The organism is Micromonospora sp. LZ34, from assembly GCF_052981855.1.
This window is the reverse complement of record NZ_JBRIQN010000006.1, coordinates 87,623-103,448: the sequence shown is the minus strand read 5'-3', so window position 1 is coordinate 103,448 and position 15,826 is coordinate 87,623. Positions and strand designations below refer to the sequence as shown.

Here is a 15,826-nt window from a genome sequence, read left to right as displayed (position 1 = left end):
CAGCGGCGCCCTGGACCCCGGCGACGCACCGGCCCGTGGCGACGTCTGAGACCGCGGCGGGGCGTCCGGGCTGCGGCGTCCCGGGCCGGGCGGGCGCCGGCTCAGAGCCGGTCGGCGGCGAGCAGGCGGTCGCCGGCGAACGCCAGCAGCCAGCCGCCGCCCTTCGGGGTGGTGTAGTCGTCCGTACGCCCGGTGAGCCGGGCCAGCGCACCCGGGATCACCTTGCCCTGGCTGCACACCGCCACCGGCTCGCCGGCGGCGGCCAGCTCGACCAGTCGGGCGGCGGCGGCCAGCGCACACTCGTCGGGCTGCTGCCCCGGGCGCGGCTCGTCCAGGTCGCCGACCACCTCGATGGGCAGGTCGAGTTCCGCCGCGGACGGGTCGAGGGTCTGCACGCACCGGCGCGCCGAGGCCGACACCAGCCGCGCCGGCCGCACCAGCGCCACCAGCGGGACGAGCGCGTGCGCCTGCGACCAGCCGCGGGCGTCCAGCGGCCGGCCGGCGTCCGGCCCGGACCAGGTGCCCCGCTCGCCGGCGTGCGCGTGCCGGACCAGCGCCATCGCCGCGGTGACCGTCGGCAGCGCGGCGAACGCGGCCAGCACCTCAGCGTCGTGCGGGTAGCTGACCAGCCGGATCGCCTCGTCGACGCCGAGCCAGCGCACCTCGTCGACCTCGGTGCCGGGCTCGAAGCCGCCGTCGGCCACGGCCCGCATCGACCAGTAGTCGACCACCTTCGGCCGGCCCTCACTGCGGTAACGCACGGTGGGCAGCCGCACCTGCGGCACCGCCCGGACGTCGGTCTCCTCCGCCACCTCGCGGACGGCGGCCACCAGCGGGCGCTCACCCGGTTCCAGCTTGCCCTTGGGCAGCGACCAGTCGCCGTATCGGGGGCGGTGCACCAGGCAGACCGCCGCGCCGTCGGGGCCGCCCGACGGGCGCCAGACCACCCCGCCGGCGGCCCGGATCCCCGTTCCGTCCCCGGGGTCGTCGGCCGGCGCGCTCCGGCTCGCGCCGGTCGAACCCCGTTCATCCAGCATCTGGTCAGCCTATGCGCGCCGCGGTCAGCCCGCGGTGCCACCGACCCGATGCAGCAGGAGTTCCTGCAGGTGGGTCAGGGGCACGTCCGGGGTGTCGGCCCGCCGGGTCCAGCTGCCGTCCGCGGCCAGCTCGAACGCGCCCACCTCCGGGCTCATCGCGGCGGTCAGCACCTGGTCCAGCTCGGCCCGGGCGACCGGGTCGCTCACCTGCACCAGCGCCTCCACCCGGCGGTCCAGGTTGCGGTGCATCAGGTCGGCCGAGCCGATCCAGAACTCGGCGTTGCCGTTGTTGCCGAACCGGAAGATCCGGGAATGTTCCAGGAACCGGCCGAGGATCGAGCGGACCCGGATGTTCTCCGACAGCCCCGGCACCCCCGGCCGCAGCGTGCACATGCCCCGGATCAGCAGGTCCACGTGCACGCCGGCCCGCGACGCCCGGTAGAGCGCGTCGGTGATCTCCTCGTCGACCAGCGCGTTCACCTTGAACTGCACCAGGCCGGGCATGCCGAGCCGGACGTGCGCGATCTCCCGCTCGATCCGCTCGATCAGCCCGCTGCGGATGCCCTGCGGGGCCACCAGCAGCCGCCGGTACCCGGTCTGCCGGCTGTAGCCGGTGAGGACGTTGAACAGGTCGGTGAGGTCGGCGCCGATCTCCGGGTCGGCGGTGAGCATGCCGAAGTCCTCGTAGAGCCGGGCGGTCTTCGGGTGGTAGTTGCCGGTGCCGATGTGGCAGTAGCGGCGGATCTGGTTGCCCTCCTGGCGTACGACCAGGGCGGTCTTGCAGTGCGTCTTCAGCCCGACCAGGCCGTAGACGACGTGGCAGCCGGCGCGTTCCAGGGTGCGGGCCCAGCCGATGTTGGCCACCTCGTCGAAGCGTGCCTTCAGCTCCACCAGCACCACCACCTGCTTGCCGGCGGCCGCCGCGTCGACCAGCGCGTCCACGATCGGGGAGTCGCCGCTGGTGCGGTAGAGGGTCTGCTTGATGGCCAGCACGTCGGGGTCGGCCGCGGCCTGCTCGATGAAGCGCTGCACGCTGGTGGCGAACGAGTGGTACGGGTGGTGCACCAGCACGTCCCCGTCCCGCAGCGTGGCGAACACGCTGCGCGGCACCTCGCCCTCGGTCAGCCGGGGATGGGTGGCCGGCACGAACGGCGGGTCCTTCAGGTCCGGCCGGTCGGTCTCGTTGTAGAGCTGCCAGAGCGCGGAGAGGTCGAGCAGCCCAGGTACCCGCAGCACGTCCTGGTCGGCCATGTCCAGCTCCCGGACCAGCAGGTCCAGCATGTGGTCGGAGATCGAGGCGGCAACCTCCAGCCGTACCGGCGGGCCGAATCGCCGCCGGGCCAGTTCCCGCTCCAGCGCCTGGAGCAGGTCCTCGTCGCGGTCCTCGTCCACCTCCACCTCGGCGTTGCGGGTGACCCGGAACAGGTGGCACTCCACCACCTGCATGCCGGAGAAGAGCTGCCCCAGGTGCACCGAGATCAGGTCCTCCACCGGCAGCATCCGCATGCCCGGCTGGTCGCGACGTACCCGGACGAACCGGGGCACGTTGTTCGGTACCTTCACTCGCGCGAAGAGCTCCGAGCCGCCGTCCGGATCGCGGACCGCCACCGCCAGGTTCAGCGACCGCCCGGAGATGTACGGGAACGGGTGCGCCGGGTCGACCGCGAGCGGGGTCAGCACCGGGAAGATCTGCTCCCGGAAGTACGCCCGCAGCCGCTCCCGCTCGGCGTCGTCCAGGTCGGCCCAGCGCAGGATCCGGATGTCCTCGGCGGCCAGCTTCGGCAGCACGTCCTCGACGAAACAGCCGGCGTGCCGGGCGACCAGTGTCGCGGACTTCTCGGCGATCAGCTCCAGTTGGGTGCGCAGCGGCATCCGGTCGCCGCCGCGTACCGGCAGGCCGGCCTGGAGCCGCCGCTTCAGCCCGGCGACCCGCACCATGTAGAACTCGTCCAGGTTGCTGGCGAAGATGGCCAGGAACTTGGCCCGCTCGAGCAGCGGCGTGCGGGCGTCCTCGGCCAGCGCGAGCACCCGGGCGTTGAAGTCGAGCCAGGACAGCTCCCGGTTGAAGAAGCGGTCCTCGGGCAGCGGTTGCGGGGCGGGCGCCTCGTCGTCGGGTGCGACGGGTGCCGGCGGGCCGACCTCCGGGTCGAGCACCTCCTCCAGCCCCGCCGAGGCGGCCCCGGCGTCGGTGCCGGGCGCGTCGGCCGGGGCGTCGGCGCCGGCGTGTGCGGCCTCGGCGGGGCCGGTGGGCCGGAAGCGGCCGTCGGTGCCCCGGGGGCGGGTGCCGTTGCGGGGGGCGGCCGGGTCGGCGGCGTGCGGCGGGCGGGCGGGGTGCTCGCGAGGGGTGCTCACCTGCTCATAATCACCCGACCCGGGTTAACGCAAAATGAACTTGGCGCGGTCGGGTCAGGCCATCGTCGGCAACGTCACCCGGACGACCTCACCCGCGGCGTCCCGGTCGATCCGCACCCGCTGGCCGAGGCGGAGCAGCCGCAGCCCGGAGGCGTCGAACGCCCGGGCCGGGAAGGCCAGCTCGGTGCCGTCGTCGAGGAGCAGCACGCCGCTGCGGGTCGCCGCGTCGAAGGTGGCCACCGTGCCCTGCATGCCAGCACCGTACACCGGGCGGGTCAGGCGGGGCAGCGGGCCGCGGCGAGCGCAGCCGTGCGCGGCCCCAGCCCGAGCCGGGCCGCCGCCGCCAGGTCGTCCGCGGTGTCCACGTCCCGACGCAGGCTCGGCCAGCTCCCGGTCAGCGGCAGCGCTCCGCTCGCCGCGTGCGCGGCGGCCGAGCCGACCCCGAACCGGGGGTCCAGCGGTACGCCCGGCGGCGCGGCGAGCAGCACCGTGCCGCCGCCCGGGGCGTCGGCCACGAACCGGCGTACCCCCGGCGGGCCGGCGCAGACCGCGCGCAGCGCCTCGGCCAGCTCGGCCGGGCGCAGCGCGGGCAGGTCGGCGGTGAGCCCGGCCACCCACCCGCCGCGGGCGGCGGACGCGCCGTGCCGGAAGGCGGCGTTGAGCCCGGCGCCCGGCCGGTCCGGCAGCACCCGGGCGCCGGCGTCGCGGGCCGTCCGGGCCACCCGGGCGTCGTCGGTGACCACCAGGACCTCGGCCGCCGCCGGGCAGGCCCGCACCGCGGCGACGGTGTCGGCCGCCAGGGCCAGCGCCAGCTCCTCGTGCGGTACGCCCGCCAGCGCGCCGCGCAGCCGGCTCTTCGCGGCGGCCAGGCGTTTCACCGGCACCACCACGGTCCAGGTCGGCTGACTCACACCGCAATCCTGCCAGCCGGGCGGCGGTACCCTCACTGGCCGTACCGAGGGCGACCAGGCATGATTTCCGCGGCGGGCGTCACCGGCGGGGTCCGGTGCGCAGGTCGGGGCGGCAGGAGGAGGCGCAGTGACACGGCGGAGGCTGGGGTTCTGGCAACGGTTCGCCGTGGTGCTGGTCAAGCCGGTGATGACCGTCTGGACCCGGCGTACCTGGCGGGGCATGGAGCACCTCCGCCGCGACGGTGGGGTGATCATCGTGCCGAACCACCTGTCGCACGCCGACCCGCTGGTCTCCGCGCACTTCATCTACGACTCCGGGCGCTGGCCGCAGTACCTCGGCAAGGCCAGCGTGTTCCGGGTCCCGGTGATCGGCTGGATCCTGCACCGCTGCAAGCAGATCCCGGTGGAGCGGGGCACGGTCGACGCGGTGAAGTCGCTGGACGCCCTGATCGCCGCGCTCGCCGAGGGCGGCGCGGTGGTGATCTATCCGGAGGGCACCACCACCCGGGAACCCGACCTGTGGCCGATGAAGGGCAAGACCGGCGCGGCCCGGCTGGCGCTGGCCACCGGCGCCCCGGTGGTCCCGGTCGCCATGTGGGGCCCGGAGCGGATCTTCGACCCGCGGACCAAGCGGCTGAGCCTGCGGCCCCGCATCCCGGTGACCGTGGCCGCCGGTCCGCCGGTCGACCTGAGCGCGTGGGCGGGTGCCACCCCGACCCGGGCCACCCTGGAGGAGATGACCGACGCGATCATGCTGAGCCTGCGCGACCTGCTCGCCGAGATCCGCGGCGGCACCCCGCCACCGCTGTGGGAACGACCGTCCCGCCCCACCCCGACCGGCGAGCAGCGGCCGGAGGCGGCGGCGTGAGCGGGCACGTCGCGGTGCTGGGGGCCGGCTCGTGGGGAACGGCGTTCGCCAAGATCCTCGCCGACGCCGGCCGGGGCGTCACCATCTGGGCCCGCCGGCAGCCGGTCGCCGACACCATCCGCGCCGAGCGGCGCAATCCGGAGTACCTGCCGGACCTGGTCCTGCCGCCAGGGGTGACCGCGACCGGGGACGCCGTCGAGGCGATCACCGGCGCCGAACTGGTGGTGCTGGCCGTGCCCTCGCAGACGCTGCGCGGCAACCTCGCCGGCTGGGCCGGGCACCTGCACCCGGACGCCACCCTGGTCTCCCTGATGAAGGGCATCGAGCTGGGCACCACCCGGCGGATGAGCGAGGTGATCGTGGAGACCGCCGGGGTGGCGGCGGACCGGGTGGTGGTCGTCTCCGGTCCCAACCTGGCCCCGGAGATCGCCGCCGAGCAGCCGGCCGCCACCGTGGTCGCCGGCACCGACCCGGGCCGGGCCGCGCTGGTGCAGCGCTCCATCACCACGCCCTACTTCCGGCCGTACACCAACGACGACGTGATCGGCTGCGAACTGGGCGGCGCGGTCAAGAACGTGATCGCCCTGGCGTACGGCATCGCCACCGCGATGGGGTTCGGCGACAACACCCGGGCGATGCTGGTCACCCGAGGGCTGGCCGAGACGGCCCGGCTCGGGGTGGCCCTCGGCGCCGACCCGCTGACCTTCGCCGGCCTGGCCGGGATGGGCGACCTGGTCGCCTCCTGCTCGTCGCCGCTGGCCCGCAACCGCACCTTCGGCGAGCACCTCGGTCGGGGCGCGACCCTGGAGGAGGCCCGGGTGGCGACCCGGCAGACCGCCGAGGGGGTCAAGAGCGCGCTGGCCATCCGCGACCTGGCCCGGGCGCACGGCGTGGAGATGCCGATCACCGAGCAGGTCGAACTGGTCTGCCACGAGGGGGTCGATCCCCGACTGGCGGTGGACGCCCTGATGAGCCGCACCACCAAGCCGGAGTGAGGGACATGACCGACCACCACGACGGCACCCGCTGCGTGCACGCCGGCCTGCCCGAGCCGGCGCCGGGGCAGCCGTTCCTGCCCGGGCCGGTCTTCGCCGCGCCGTACCACCTCGACCCGTGGCAGGGCCCCGCGGCGGCGCCGAACGGGTACGGCCGCCCGGACAATCCGACCCGGCGGCTGCTGGAGGCGGCGATCGGGGAACTGGAGGGGGGAGACTGCCGGGTCTTCGCGAGCGGGCAGGCCGCGATCACCGGGCTGCTGCTGGCGGTGCTGCGGCCGGGGGACACCGTGCTGCTCCCCACCGACGGCTACTTCCCGGTGCGGGCGTTCGCCACCGGCACCCTCGAGGAGCTGGGCGTGCGGGTGCGCTTCGTGCCGACCGCCGGCCCCTACCCGTCCCTCGACGGCGTCCGCCTGGTGCTGGTCGAGACCCCGGCCAACCCGGGCCTGGACGTCGTCGACGTGCCCGCGCTGGCCGCCCGGGCGCACGCCGCCGGCGCGCTGCTGGCGGTGGACAACACCACCGCCACCCCGCTCGGGCAGCGCCCGCTCGACCTCGGCGCCGACCTGGTGGTGGCCTCCGGCACCAAGGCCCTGACCGGCCACTCCGACCTGCTGCTCGGCTACCTGGCCAGCCGGTCGGCCGACCTGATCGAGAAGATCACCGGCTGGCGGACCACCACCGGGGCGGTGCCCGGCGCGTTCGACGCCTGGCTGGCGCACCGCTCGCTGGCCACCCTGGACCTGCGGCTGGCCCGGCAGACCGCGAACGCCGAGGCGCTCGCCCGGCTGCTCGCCGGCCGTCCGGAGGTGACCGGGCTGCGCTGGCCCGGGTTGCCGGGCGACCCGGCGTATCCGGTGGCCTCGGCGCAGATGCGCCGGATGCCGGGGGTGCTCTCCTTCGACCTCGGGGACGCCGACCGGGTGGCCCGGTTCCTCGACGCCGCCCGGCTGGTCGCCGCGGCCACCTCCTTCGGCGGCCTGCACACCAGCGCCGACCGGCGGGCCCAGTGGGGCGACGACACCGCGCCCGGCTTCGTCCGGCTCTCCTGCGGCGTGGAGGACACCGTCGACCTGGTCGCCGACGTCACCGCCGCGCTCGACGCCAGCCGCGACTGACGCCAGGCTGGACGCCGGGCGCCGGCGACGGGGTGGCACCGGTTCCGCTATCGTGAGCGGCGGCCACGGCCCGCCCGGGCCCCGACCGGAGGAGGTGAGACCGATCCACCAGCGAAGGACCGGCGCTCCCTCCGCATCCGCGTCGCCCACCTGCTAGGCGATGCCGGGAGCGCCGACGAGCGTTCCGAAAGGCATGCCCATGGCACCGTCACATCCCGACCGTCCCGCTCTCGTCGCCCGGCTGCGCGCCGCCGGTTGCGTCTACGCCGAGGACGAGGCAGCCCTGCTCATCGACGCCGCCGACTCGCCGGCGGCGCTGGCCGACCTGGTCGAACGCCGGGTCGCCGGGCTGCCGCTGGAGCACCTGCTCGGCTGGGCCGAGTTCCACGGCTTGCGGGTCGCCGTCGACCCCGGCGTGTTCGTGCCGCGCGGGCGGACCGCCCTGCTGGTCGACGCCGCGGCGGCGGTGGCCCCTGCGGCGCCCGCAGTGCTCGACCTGTGCTGTGGGTCCGGCGCTGCCGCGCTGGTGCTGCACGGTCGGCTGGCGCCCCGCTGGCTGGCCGCCGCCGACATCGACCCGGTCGCGGTGGCCTGCGCCCGGCGCAATCTCGGCCCGTTGGGCATCCCGGTGTACCAGGGTGACCTGTTCGCTCCGGTCCCGCCGCGATGGCGGGGGCGGCTGGACCTGGTGGTTGCCAACGCACCCTACGTGCCGACGGCGGCGGTGGCGCTGATGCCGCCCGAGGCGCGGCTGCACGAGGCGCCGGTGGCGCTGGACGGCGGGCCGGACGGCCTGGCCGTGCTGCGCCGGGTCGCCGAGGGCGCCGTCGACTGGCTGGCCCCCGGCGGGCACCTGGCGGTGGAGACCAGCGCCGCACAGGCGGACCGGCTGTGCGCGGCGCTCTCCGCCGCCGGACTGATCCCGACGGTGGTGCGCGACGACGACCGGGAGGCCACCGCGGTCACCGCCTGCCGCCCCTCCTGACGCCGTGCCCGGCCTGCCCGGGCGACCGTCGCCGCCACCTCACCCTCGTCGCCAGCGCGGCTGCCGGGACCTCCGCGCCCGACAGCGTCATGCCGCGCAGTCATGAACATGCCGCCGCGGCATCACGCTCGTCGCGCAGGTATACCCGGCCAGCCCGTCCCCAGCTGGTGCGGGGCATACCACCAAATAGATAATCTTGTATGCGTCTATTGGCTGGTGTATGAAGGCCGCAAGGGCGGTGAAGGGCCGCCTCCTTGGGGAGGAGCGACGATGAACCATTCCCGACTCCGCATGCGAACGGCGGCGGTCGCACTCGCCGCCTGCGCGCTCGGGCTGACCCTGGTGTCGGCGCCCGCCGTCGCGGCGGACCCGGAGCAGCCCCTCGCACCACAGTCCGAGCGGGCTCCCGAGTCGGAACAGTTCTCCGCGGAGGGCGTCACCACGGTCGGTGAACTGCGCACGGTCGACAGTTCACTGTCCTACGCCCGGGACGGCAGGACGCAGATCCTCCGGCACCCCGGCGCGACGTACGTCAAGGTGCACTTCAGCTCACTGCGGCTCGCCCACGGCGACTACGTCACCGTATCCAGCCCGGACGGCCGGGAAAGCTACCGGTACGACCGCTCCCTGAACCGGGCGACCGGCTCGGACTACACTACCGACGGGCAGCCGGGCTTCTGGGCCATGTCCGTGGACGGCGACACCGCGGTGGTGAAGCTGCACAGCAGCCGCCGCTCGGGCGGCGAAGCCGCGACCATCGACCGGCTCTGGCGCGGGTACGACGGCGCGGAGATCACCCAGCACAACTTCTCCACGCAGTCCGTCTGCAGCACGGACGCCCGCCGTGACGTGGTCTGCTACCAGAGCAGCCACCCCACCGAATTCGCCAGGGGCAACGCCGTGGCCCGGCTGCTGATCAGCGGCGGCGGGATGTGCACCACCTGGCGGGTCGGCAACACCAACCGGATGCTGACCAACAAGCACTGCATGTCGACGCAGTCCACCGTCAGCGGCAGCGAGATGCAGTTCAACTACCAGTGCGCCACCTGCGGTGGCAACAACCCGGGCGCCGGCACCAAGGTCAGCGGCGCCACTTTGTACAGGGTGAGTGCCGGCGGTTCCAGCCAGCTGGACTACACCTTGTACTCGGTCAACAACTTCACCAGCATCCAGGGGTTCGGCACGCTGTACCTGGCAACGACCGCCACCACCACCGGCACCCGGATGTACATCCCGGGGCACGGCGACGGCAGGCCGAAGCGGCTGTCGATCTACGAAGACACCCAGGGCGGCGCGCTGTGCACCGTGAAGAACGCGAACTACAACACCTACAACATCAGCTACAGCTGTGACACCTCGGGCGGCAACTCGGGCTCGCCGGTGCTCAACGCCAGTCATCGCGTGATCGCCCTGCACCACCTCGGCGGCTGTCCGTCGAACCAGGGCGCCAAGGCCCACCTGATCTACAACGAGATCGCCAGCCTGATCGACAACGGCTGACGGACGACAGCGGCCGCCGGAGCGCGACGCGCTCCGGCGGTTGTCGGTATCCGGCCCCGGAACTAGCCTTCCTGCAGATCACCACGACGGGAGGCGGGCACGGTGGGGGGCGTGGAGGGTCCGGTGGTCGTCGGCCTGGACAACGGCGGCACCAGCAACAACGCCACGGTGCTCACCGTGGACGGCCGGTTCCTGGTGGACGGGCTGGTGGAGATCCCCAGCGAGGTGCTGGCCGGCCCGGAGGCGGCGATCGAGGCGCTGGCCCGCGCGTTCGACGGGGTGCTGGCGTTGACCGGAGTGCCGCGCGGGCTGGTGCGCGCGGTCGGCCTGGACACCCCCGGCCCGGCCAGCGCCACCGGGGTCATCTCCTCCCGGGGCTCGACGAACTTCTCCCAGCCGGCCTGGCGCGGCTTCGACGTGCGCGGCGCGCTGGAGCAACGGCTCGGGCTGCCGGTGGTCTACCACAACGACGGGAACGCGGCCGCGCTCTACGCCCACCACGCGCACTTCGGCGGTGAGGCGATGCGCCGCTCGTCCGTCTCGGCGATCGTTGGCACCGGGCTGGGCGGCGGCGTGGTGGAGAACGGCCGGGTGGTGGCCGGCGCCGCCGGGATGGCGGGGGAACTGGGGCACGTGCACATCCCGCTCACCGGCCTGCTCGCCCCGGACCAGCCCGTGCCGACCTGTGCCTGCGGCTTCGCGGGGGACGTGGAGAGCGTCGCCTCGCTGACCGGGATCGTCCGCAGCCTGCTGCCGTACTGGCTGACCCGGTATCCCGGGCATCCGCTCGCGGCCGAGCCGCCGGCCCGGGCGGCGAAGCTGGTACGCGGCTACGGGGAGCGGGGCGACGCGCTGGCCCGGGAGATCTTCACCCAGCAGGCGATGGCACTCGGCCGGCTCTTCACCGTCGCGGCGAACTTCACCGACCCGCACGCGTATTTCGTCGGGGGCGGCGTGGTGGAGGCGGAGCCGGAGTTCCGGGACTGGTTCCTGGCGACCGTACGCGAGCACACCGTGCTGCGCGCGGAGCAGGCGGCGGTGGCCACCTTCGCCCTGGTGCCCGAGCGCGACATGGCCGGTGCCCGGGGCGTGGCGATCGCGGCGCTGGAGGCCCTGCGCGCCGAGCCGGCCCCGGGGCCGCTGGTCGCCGGCTGAGCCGGCGGGCCGACCGGCCGGCGGCGCCGGCGGAGATCCGGCGTGCCGGGGCGGTCAGCGGCGCGGCGGCGCCGTGGCGAAGGCCGCCCAGGCCGCGGGCGGAAAGAGCAGGGCCGGCCCGGCCGGGTCCTTGGAGTCGCGGACGGCCACCGTGCCGGGGATCACCGCCACCTCCACGCAGGCCCCCTCGTCGCCGCTGTGGCTGCTCTTGCGCCACCCGGCCGAGGCCAGCGCCGCGCTGATCGTCGGAGTCATGGTCCTACCGTCCCTTCAGGAGTTGGACGAGCTGGTCGCGGCTGTCCGCCGGGCTGAGCGCGACGGTCCGCAGGTGCTCCATGATCTTGGTGCAGGTACGCAGGTCGCCGGGCCGGTCCAGGACCATCTGCCCGGCCACCGTCTCCACCGACGCGATGATCGGATCCTCCGGGTCGGCGAACTCCAGGATGTGCAGCGAGCCCCGGGTGCCCCGGTGGTAGCCGGCGGCTAGCGGGATCACCTGGACGGTGATGTTGGGCAGCTCGGCCATCTTCAGCAGGTGCCGCAACTGCCCCTCCATCACACCGCGGTCGCCCACCGGCCGGAGCAGCGCGCCCTCGTCGATGATCGCGTCGAGGATCGGCGGCTCGTCGGCGGTGAGCCGCTGCTGGCGGTCCAGGCGTAGCTGGACCCGCTGCTCCACCTGGTCGTCGCCGAGCGTGTGCGGGCCACCCCGCATCACGCCGCGGATGTAGTCGGCGGTCTGCAGCAGCCCGGGCACCACCGAGGGCTCGAAGTTGGCGATCCCGGTCGCCTCGGCCTCCAGCGCGATGAAGTCGATGGTGCGCCGGTCCAGCAGGTACGAGTAGGACACCCACCAGCCCGGCTTGCGGGCGTCCTTGGCCAACTGCACGGCCGCCGCCACCTCGTCGGGGGCGACCCCGTAGAGGGCGAGCAGGGCGCGCACGGTGGCCGGACTGACCAGGGTCTGGGCGTTCTCGTAGCGGGAGAGCGTGCTGCGGGTGCTGTTGATCTCGTCGGCCGCCGCCTCCAGGGTGAGCCCGGCGGCCTCCCGGTGGGTGCGCAGGGCGATGCCGAGCCGGCGGGCGCGCGCGGTCTTGGGGGCCATGCATCGATGGTCGCACACGTATCGGGAATTAGTACATGAGAGAACGCCGATGAGAGTTGCATTCATTGCTGTAGAGGTGTCAATCTGTCATCGCGTCCTCACCGCCGGTTGTCGTGGCGACGGCGGCGGTGAGCGACCGGAGGGGATGGGGCGCGCGGCGGTCGGGTTTCTCCCCCGTACCCGATCGCCGCGTGCCACGCCACCTGGCCGGCACACCGGAAGGGACTCGACGTGCGTACTGGTCAGCAGGATCCCGCCGAGCGCGCCGGCGGCCGGCGATGACCCGGTTCCTGGTGGTGCTCACCGACGTCCGCCCGATCGACGGCAGCTGGCGCAACGAGCGGACCTGCCCCGAGCGGCGCCGCCAGGTGGTCGGCGCGAGCAGCCGGGAGGCGGCCGACCGGATCGCCGGCGCGTTCATGGCGCTGGGCATGGTGCGGGCCGGCCGGCAGCGGGTCAAGGTGATCGCCATCGGCCGGCGGCACGCGAGCGGTTGAGCCCGGCCCGGCGGGCGGCGCGGCCCGGCGCCCCGCCGGGCCGTCCCGGCTCAGAGCAGCTTGCGCCGCTTCAGGTACGCCACCAGGTCGTCGTAGACGCCGCCCTCGTTGGCGAACATGGCCACGTTGCGGGCGGTGGCCATCCACGGCCGGGTCGACGGCCGGACCTCCTTCAGCGCCCGCTCCAGGTCCCGCTGCTCGATCATCCGCACCTCGCCGGTGCGCACCGAGTCGGCCATCGCGAACTCGGCCGCCGTCTCGCAGAGGTGGGCCAGGTCGGCGCCGGAGAAGTCCTCGGTCGCCGCGACCACCTTGCGCAGGTCGATCCCGGCGATCGGCCGGTCCCGGAGGTGGTACTCGAGGATCGCCCGCCGCGCCTCGGCGTCCGGCGGGAGCACCAGCACCACCCGGTCGAGCCGGCCCGGGCGGCGCAGCGCCGGGTCCACGTCCCACGGGGTGTTGGTGGCGGCCAGCACGAAGACGCCCTCGTTGTTGCCCTCCATCCCGTCCAATTCGGCCAGCAGCTGGTTGCCCAGCGTCCGCATAGAGCTGGAGCTGACCTGGGAGCGCTTGTGGCCGAGCGCGTCGATCTCGTCGAGGAAGAGCACGCACGGCGCGTTGCGCCGGGCCGCCTCGAACAGCTCGTGCAGGTTGCGCTCGGAGTTGCCCATCCACATGTCGAGCACGTCCACGATGGACAGCGAGATGAACTTGGCGCCCATCTCACCGGCCACCGCCCGGGCCAGGAAGGTCTTGCCGCAGCCGGGCGGCCCGTAGAGCATCAGCCCGCCGCGCAGGCTCTTGCCGTACATCTTGCGCAGCTGCGGATTGCGCAACGGGCCGAGGAAGGCCAGCTCCAGCCGCTCCTTCACGGCCGCCATGCCGCCCACGTCGGCCAGCCGGATCCCCGAGGTCTCCACGTCGTACACCCGGTCGGCCTCGCCGGCCACCGGCTCGGGCTCGTCGCCGGCCCGGGCGAAGCGCGGCGGCACGATGTCGGCCAGTTCCTGCTCGTAGGCGGCGAGCGGGTCCGACCCGTCGGCCGCGGGCGGCGCGTCCGGCCCGGCCGGCGCGGGTCGCTGCGCGGCCGGTCGCGCAGCCGCCGGCGGCTGCGCCCCCGCCGGGGCCGGGGGTACGGAGCCGGCCAGCGCCCGCTGCATCAGCGCCTGCGCCTCGCCGTTGCCCGGATCCCGGGCGAGCGCCTGCCCGATCTGCGCGATCGCCTCACCGGCCCGGCCGGCGTCCAGCAGCAGCGCGGCGAGGTGCAGTCGGAGCGGCAGGTCGTCCGGGCGGGCGTCGAGGGCCGCCGAGAGCGAGTCGATGAGGGGATCAGGGCTCATAGGACGAGCAGCGTAGTGGGCGTGGCACCGTGCCCGCGCACCCTCATCCCGCGACGACCGGCCACCCGGTTACGCACCGTAAATCACGCGGTGACCGATTGCCGCACTCCGCCGCCTCTCCCCGGGTATCGGCATCGGTTCCCCGCCACGCACAGTAAGGTCAACCGGGTGAGCGCCAGCCCGCAGTCGCGTACGGAGAGGTGACCGGAGTGAGCACCCCAGGCAAGACCCGCGTGGCGATCGTCTTCGGCGGCCGCAGCCCAGAGCACGGCATCTCCTGCGTCAGCGCGGGCAGCGTGCTCGGCGCGCTCGACCCGGACGAGTTCGAGGTGGTCCCGGTCGGCATCACCCGGGCCGGGCAGTGGGTGCTGACCAACGGCGACCCGGGGCAGCTCGCGATCAACTCGCGCCGGCTGCCCGAGATCACCGCCGAGTCCGGCAGCGACATCGTGCTGCGCGCCGACCCGACCGGCAACGGGCTGATGGTGCTCGACCCCGCCGAGGGCCCCCGGGCGCTGGCCGACGTGGACGTGGTCTTCCCGGTGCTGCACGGCGCGTACGGCGAGGACGGCACCATCCAGGGAATGCTGGAGATGGCCGGCATCCCGTACGTCGGGGCGAACGTCTTCGCCTCCGCCGCCGCGATGGACAAGGAGTTCACCAAGAAGCTCTGCGCCGTCGAGGGCATCCCGGTCGGCCCGTACGCGGTGCTGCGCAACGGGATGACCCTGAGCGAGGAGGACAAGCAGCGCCTCGGCCTGCCGGTCTTCGTCAAGCCGTCCCGGGCCGGCTCGTCGTTCGGCATCACCAAGGTCGACGACTGGGCCGACCTGGACGCGGCCGTCGCCACGGCCCGCCAGATCGACCCGAAGGTGCTCGTCGAGGGGGCGATCGTCGGCCGCGAGATCGAGTGCGGCGTGCTGGAGGGCGAGGCCGGCGGGGCGCCGGAGGCGTCCGTGCTCGCCGAGGTGCGGGTGATCGCCGACCACGACTGGTACGACTTCGAGGCCAAGTACCTCGACGACGCCTGCGAGTACGACATCCCGGCCGGCCTGCCCGACCGGGTGACCCGGCAGGTCCAGGAGTACGCGGTGCGCGCGTTCACTGCGCTGGACTGCGCCGGGCTGGCCCGGGTCGACTTCTTCGTCACCCCGGAGCTGGACGTCTACCTCAACGAGATCAACACGATGCCGGGCTTCACGCCGACGTCGATGTTCCCGCGGATGTGGGCCGCCTCCGGCCTGGAGTACCCGAAGCTCGTCGACCGCCTCATCCGCACCGCCCTCACCCGCGGCGTCGGCCTGCACTGACGCCGCCCGCGGGGTGGCGGGTCAGCCCTGGCAGCCGGTGGGGGCGTCGCCGCCGGAGGGGACCGAGGCGACCACCGTGTCGGAGATCGGCCCAACCCACTGCAACGGCTGCTCGTAGGCGCGCGGCACCCGGACGGTCACCGCGGTCTCCCGGTCCAGCGTGGTGAGCACAGTGGCGTCGGTCTCCTCGGTGGCGTGCCAGCAGACCTTGTTCACCAGCCAGACGTCGGCGGTGGCCGCCACGGCGGGCTCGGCGCCGCCGCAGGCCACGGTCAGCGCCGGGTCGCCGTACGCGGCGTTCTGCTCCGGGCCGGCGGTGACCGGGCGCTGCTGGAGGTCGCGGACGGTCGCGGGGAGCTGGGAGAGCAGGGCGCGGCACACCGTCGCCGGGCGCTCGGCCAGCGTCGGGGCGGCCATCTCGACCGGCGCGGTGGACTGGGCACGGGCGGTGGTCGCGGACGGGCTCGGCGACACGGCCGGCTCGTCCGGGGAGAGCTGGGCGAAGGCGAGCCCGGCCACCAGCACGGTCACCGGCAGCGCGACCAGCGTCGCGATCAGCGCGGCGCGGCGGTTGGTCCCGTCCGGCGCCTTGGCCGCGGGCCGGTCCGCCCGACCGGCCTCCGGGCGCGGAGAATCAGTGATCTTGTCCA

At 74.3% G+C, this 15,826-nt stretch carries 16 protein-coding genes; 8 read left to right on the top strand and 8 right to left on the bottom strand.

All coding sequences use genetic code 11. The features are described 5' to 3' along the window. Positions 1-101: 101 nt before the first annotated feature. The 4 genes from ACVCAH_RS09595 to cofC are packed head-to-tail and all read right to left on the bottom strand — an operon-like array spanning position 102 to position 4,300. On the bottom strand, positions 102-1,037 hold the full coding sequence (locus tag ACVCAH_RS09595; RefSeq protein ID WP_447135702.1) for an NUDIX hydrolase: 936 nt from the start codon (positions 1,035-1,037) through the stop codon (positions 102-104). A 24-nt stretch (positions 1,038-1,061) separates the two neighbouring features. Further along, a complete protein-coding gene (locus ACVCAH_RS09590) occupies positions 1,062-3,389 on the bottom strand; it encodes an RNA degradosome polyphosphate kinase (RefSeq protein WP_447135701.1) in 2,328 nt (775 codons plus the stop codon). 54 nt (positions 3,390-3,443) lie between these two features. Beyond that, positions 3,444-3,641 (bottom strand): cold-shock protein, encoded by a 198-nt coding sequence (locus ACVCAH_RS09585; RefSeq protein ID WP_447135700.1) that lies wholly within the window; start codon positions 3,639-3,641, stop codon positions 3,444-3,446. Positions 3,642-3,664: 23 nt separating this feature from the next. Then, complete coding sequence (cofC, locus tag ACVCAH_RS09580) at positions 3,665-4,300, bottom strand: 2-phospho-L-lactate guanylyltransferase (RefSeq protein ID WP_447135699.1); 636 nt, start codon at positions 4,298-4,300, stop codon at positions 3,665-3,667. A gap of 127 nt (positions 4,301-4,427) precedes the next feature. On the opposite strand from cofC, the gene ACVCAH_RS09575 reads away from it, so the two are divergent. The 6 genes from ACVCAH_RS09575 to ACVCAH_RS09550 all read left to right on the top strand — a co-directional run bounded on the left by ACVCAH_RS09575 (position 4,428) and on the right by ACVCAH_RS09550 (position 10,924). Continuing rightward, positions 4,428-5,168, top strand: a complete 741-nt coding sequence (locus ACVCAH_RS09575; RefSeq protein WP_447135698.1) for a lysophospholipid acyltransferase family protein — start codon at positions 4,428-4,430, stop codon at positions 5,166-5,168. Then, positions 5,165-6,163 carry an NAD(P)H-dependent glycerol-3-phosphate dehydrogenase gene (locus ACVCAH_RS09570; RefSeq protein WP_447135697.1) on the top strand — a complete coding sequence of 333 codons (999 nt, stop codon included), beginning with the start codon at positions 5,165-5,167 and terminating at the stop codon, positions 6,161-6,163. Before ACVCAH_RS09575 ends, ACVCAH_RS09570 begins: the two co-directional genes overlap by 4 nt. 5 nt (positions 6,164-6,168) lie before the next feature. Then, the gene (locus ACVCAH_RS09565) at positions 6,169-7,284 is read left to right on the top strand and encodes a cystathionine gamma-lyase (protein WP_447135696.1); all 1,116 of its coding nucleotides are present in this window, start codon (positions 6,169-6,171) and stop codon (positions 7,282-7,284) included. Between the two features lie 199 nt (positions 7,285-7,483). Next, positions 7,484-8,269, top strand: coding sequence for a putative protein N(5)-glutamine methyltransferase (locus ACVCAH_RS09560; protein ID WP_447135695.1), 786 nt, complete (start codon positions 7,484-7,486; stop codon positions 8,267-8,269). 270 nt (positions 8,270-8,539) lie between these two features. Then, positions 8,540-9,769, top strand: coding sequence for a trypsin-like serine peptidase (locus tag ACVCAH_RS09555; RefSeq protein WP_447135694.1), 1,230 nt, complete (start codon positions 8,540-8,542; stop codon positions 9,767-9,769). Between the two features lie 102 nt (positions 9,770-9,871). Next, positions 9,872-10,924 (top strand): ROK family protein, encoded by a 1,053-nt coding sequence (locus ACVCAH_RS09550; protein ID WP_447135693.1) that lies wholly within the window; start codon positions 9,872-9,874, stop codon positions 10,922-10,924. 54 nt (positions 10,925-10,978) lie between these two features. Here the strand turns inward: ACVCAH_RS09550 and ACVCAH_RS09545 are convergent, their stop codons facing one another. Together ACVCAH_RS09545 and ACVCAH_RS09540 are read right to left on the bottom strand one after the other, a co-directional pair. Beyond that, entirely contained in the window at positions 10,979-11,179 is a 201-nt protein-coding gene (locus ACVCAH_RS09545) for a DUF397 domain-containing protein (RefSeq protein WP_447135692.1), read from the bottom strand. A gap of 4 nt (positions 11,180-11,183) precedes the next feature. Next, a complete protein-coding gene (locus ACVCAH_RS09540; RefSeq protein ID WP_447135691.1) occupies positions 11,184-12,029 on the bottom strand; it encodes a helix-turn-helix domain-containing protein in 846 nt (281 codons plus the stop codon). A 278-nt stretch (positions 12,030-12,307) separates the two neighbouring features. On the opposite strand from ACVCAH_RS09540, the gene ACVCAH_RS09535 reads away from it, so the two are divergent. Beyond that, on the top strand, positions 12,308-12,526 hold the full coding sequence (locus tag ACVCAH_RS09535) for a hypothetical protein (protein ID WP_447135690.1): 219 nt from the start codon (positions 12,308-12,310) through the stop codon (positions 12,524-12,526). A gap of 50 nt (positions 12,527-12,576) precedes the next feature. Here the strand turns inward: ACVCAH_RS09535 and ACVCAH_RS09530 are convergent, their stop codons facing one another. Then, positions 12,577-13,866, bottom strand: a complete 1,290-nt coding sequence (locus tag ACVCAH_RS09530; protein WP_447135689.1) for an ATP-binding protein — start codon at positions 13,864-13,866, stop codon at positions 12,577-12,579. 209 nt (positions 13,867-14,075) lie between these two features. On the opposite strand from ACVCAH_RS09530, the gene ACVCAH_RS09525 reads away from it, so the two are divergent. Next, on the top strand, positions 14,076-15,176 hold the full coding sequence (locus ACVCAH_RS09525) for a D-alanine--D-alanine ligase family protein (RefSeq protein ID WP_447135688.1): 1,101 nt from the start codon (positions 14,076-14,078) through the stop codon (positions 15,174-15,176). Between the two features lie 21 nt (positions 15,177-15,197). Here ACVCAH_RS09525 and ACVCAH_RS09520 read toward each other — a convergent pair whose 3' ends face one another. Then, positions 15,198-15,818 carry a DUF3515 family protein gene (locus ACVCAH_RS09520; RefSeq protein ID WP_447135818.1) on the bottom strand — a complete coding sequence of 207 codons (621 nt, stop codon included), beginning with the start codon at positions 15,816-15,818 and terminating at the stop codon, positions 15,198-15,200. Between the last annotated feature and the right edge of the window lie 8 nt (positions 15,819-15,826).

What these genes read in the sequence shown, in the direction of transcription:
- ACVCAH_RS09595 (WP_447135702.1), bottom strand. Translation starts at nt 1,037, where the DNA reads ATGCTGGATGAACGGGGTTCGACCGGCGCGAGCCGGAGCGCGCCGGCC.
- ACVCAH_RS09585 (WP_447135700.1), bottom strand. Translation starts at nt 3,641, where the DNA reads ATGCAGGGCACGGTGGCCACCTTCGACGCGGCGACCCGCAGCGGCGTG.
- ACVCAH_RS09565 (WP_447135696.1), top strand. Translation starts at nt 6,169, where the DNA reads ATGACCGACCACCACGACGGCACCCGCTGCGTGCACGCCGGCCTGCCC.
- ACVCAH_RS09560 (WP_447135695.1), top strand. Translation starts at nt 7,484, where the DNA reads ATGGCACCGTCACATCCCGACCGTCCCGCTCTCGTCGCCCGGCTGCGC.
- ACVCAH_RS09555 (WP_447135694.1), top strand. Translation starts at nt 8,540, where the DNA reads ATGAACCATTCCCGACTCCGCATGCGAACGGCGGCGGTCGCACTCGCC.
- ACVCAH_RS09545 (WP_447135692.1), bottom strand. Translation starts at nt 11,179, where the DNA reads ATGACTCCGACGATCAGCGCGGCGCTGGCCTCGGCCGGGTGGCGCAAG.
- ACVCAH_RS09540 (WP_447135691.1), bottom strand. Translation starts at nt 12,029, where the DNA reads ATGGCCCCCAAGACCGCGCGCGCCCGCCGGCTCGGCATCGCCCTGCGC.
- ACVCAH_RS09535 (WP_447135690.1), top strand. Translation starts at nt 12,308, where the DNA reads ATGACCCGGTTCCTGGTGGTGCTCACCGACGTCCGCCCGATCGACGGC.
- ACVCAH_RS09530 (WP_447135689.1), bottom strand. Translation starts at nt 13,866, where the DNA reads ATGAGCCCTGATCCCCTCATCGACTCGCTCTCGGCGGCCCTCGACGCC.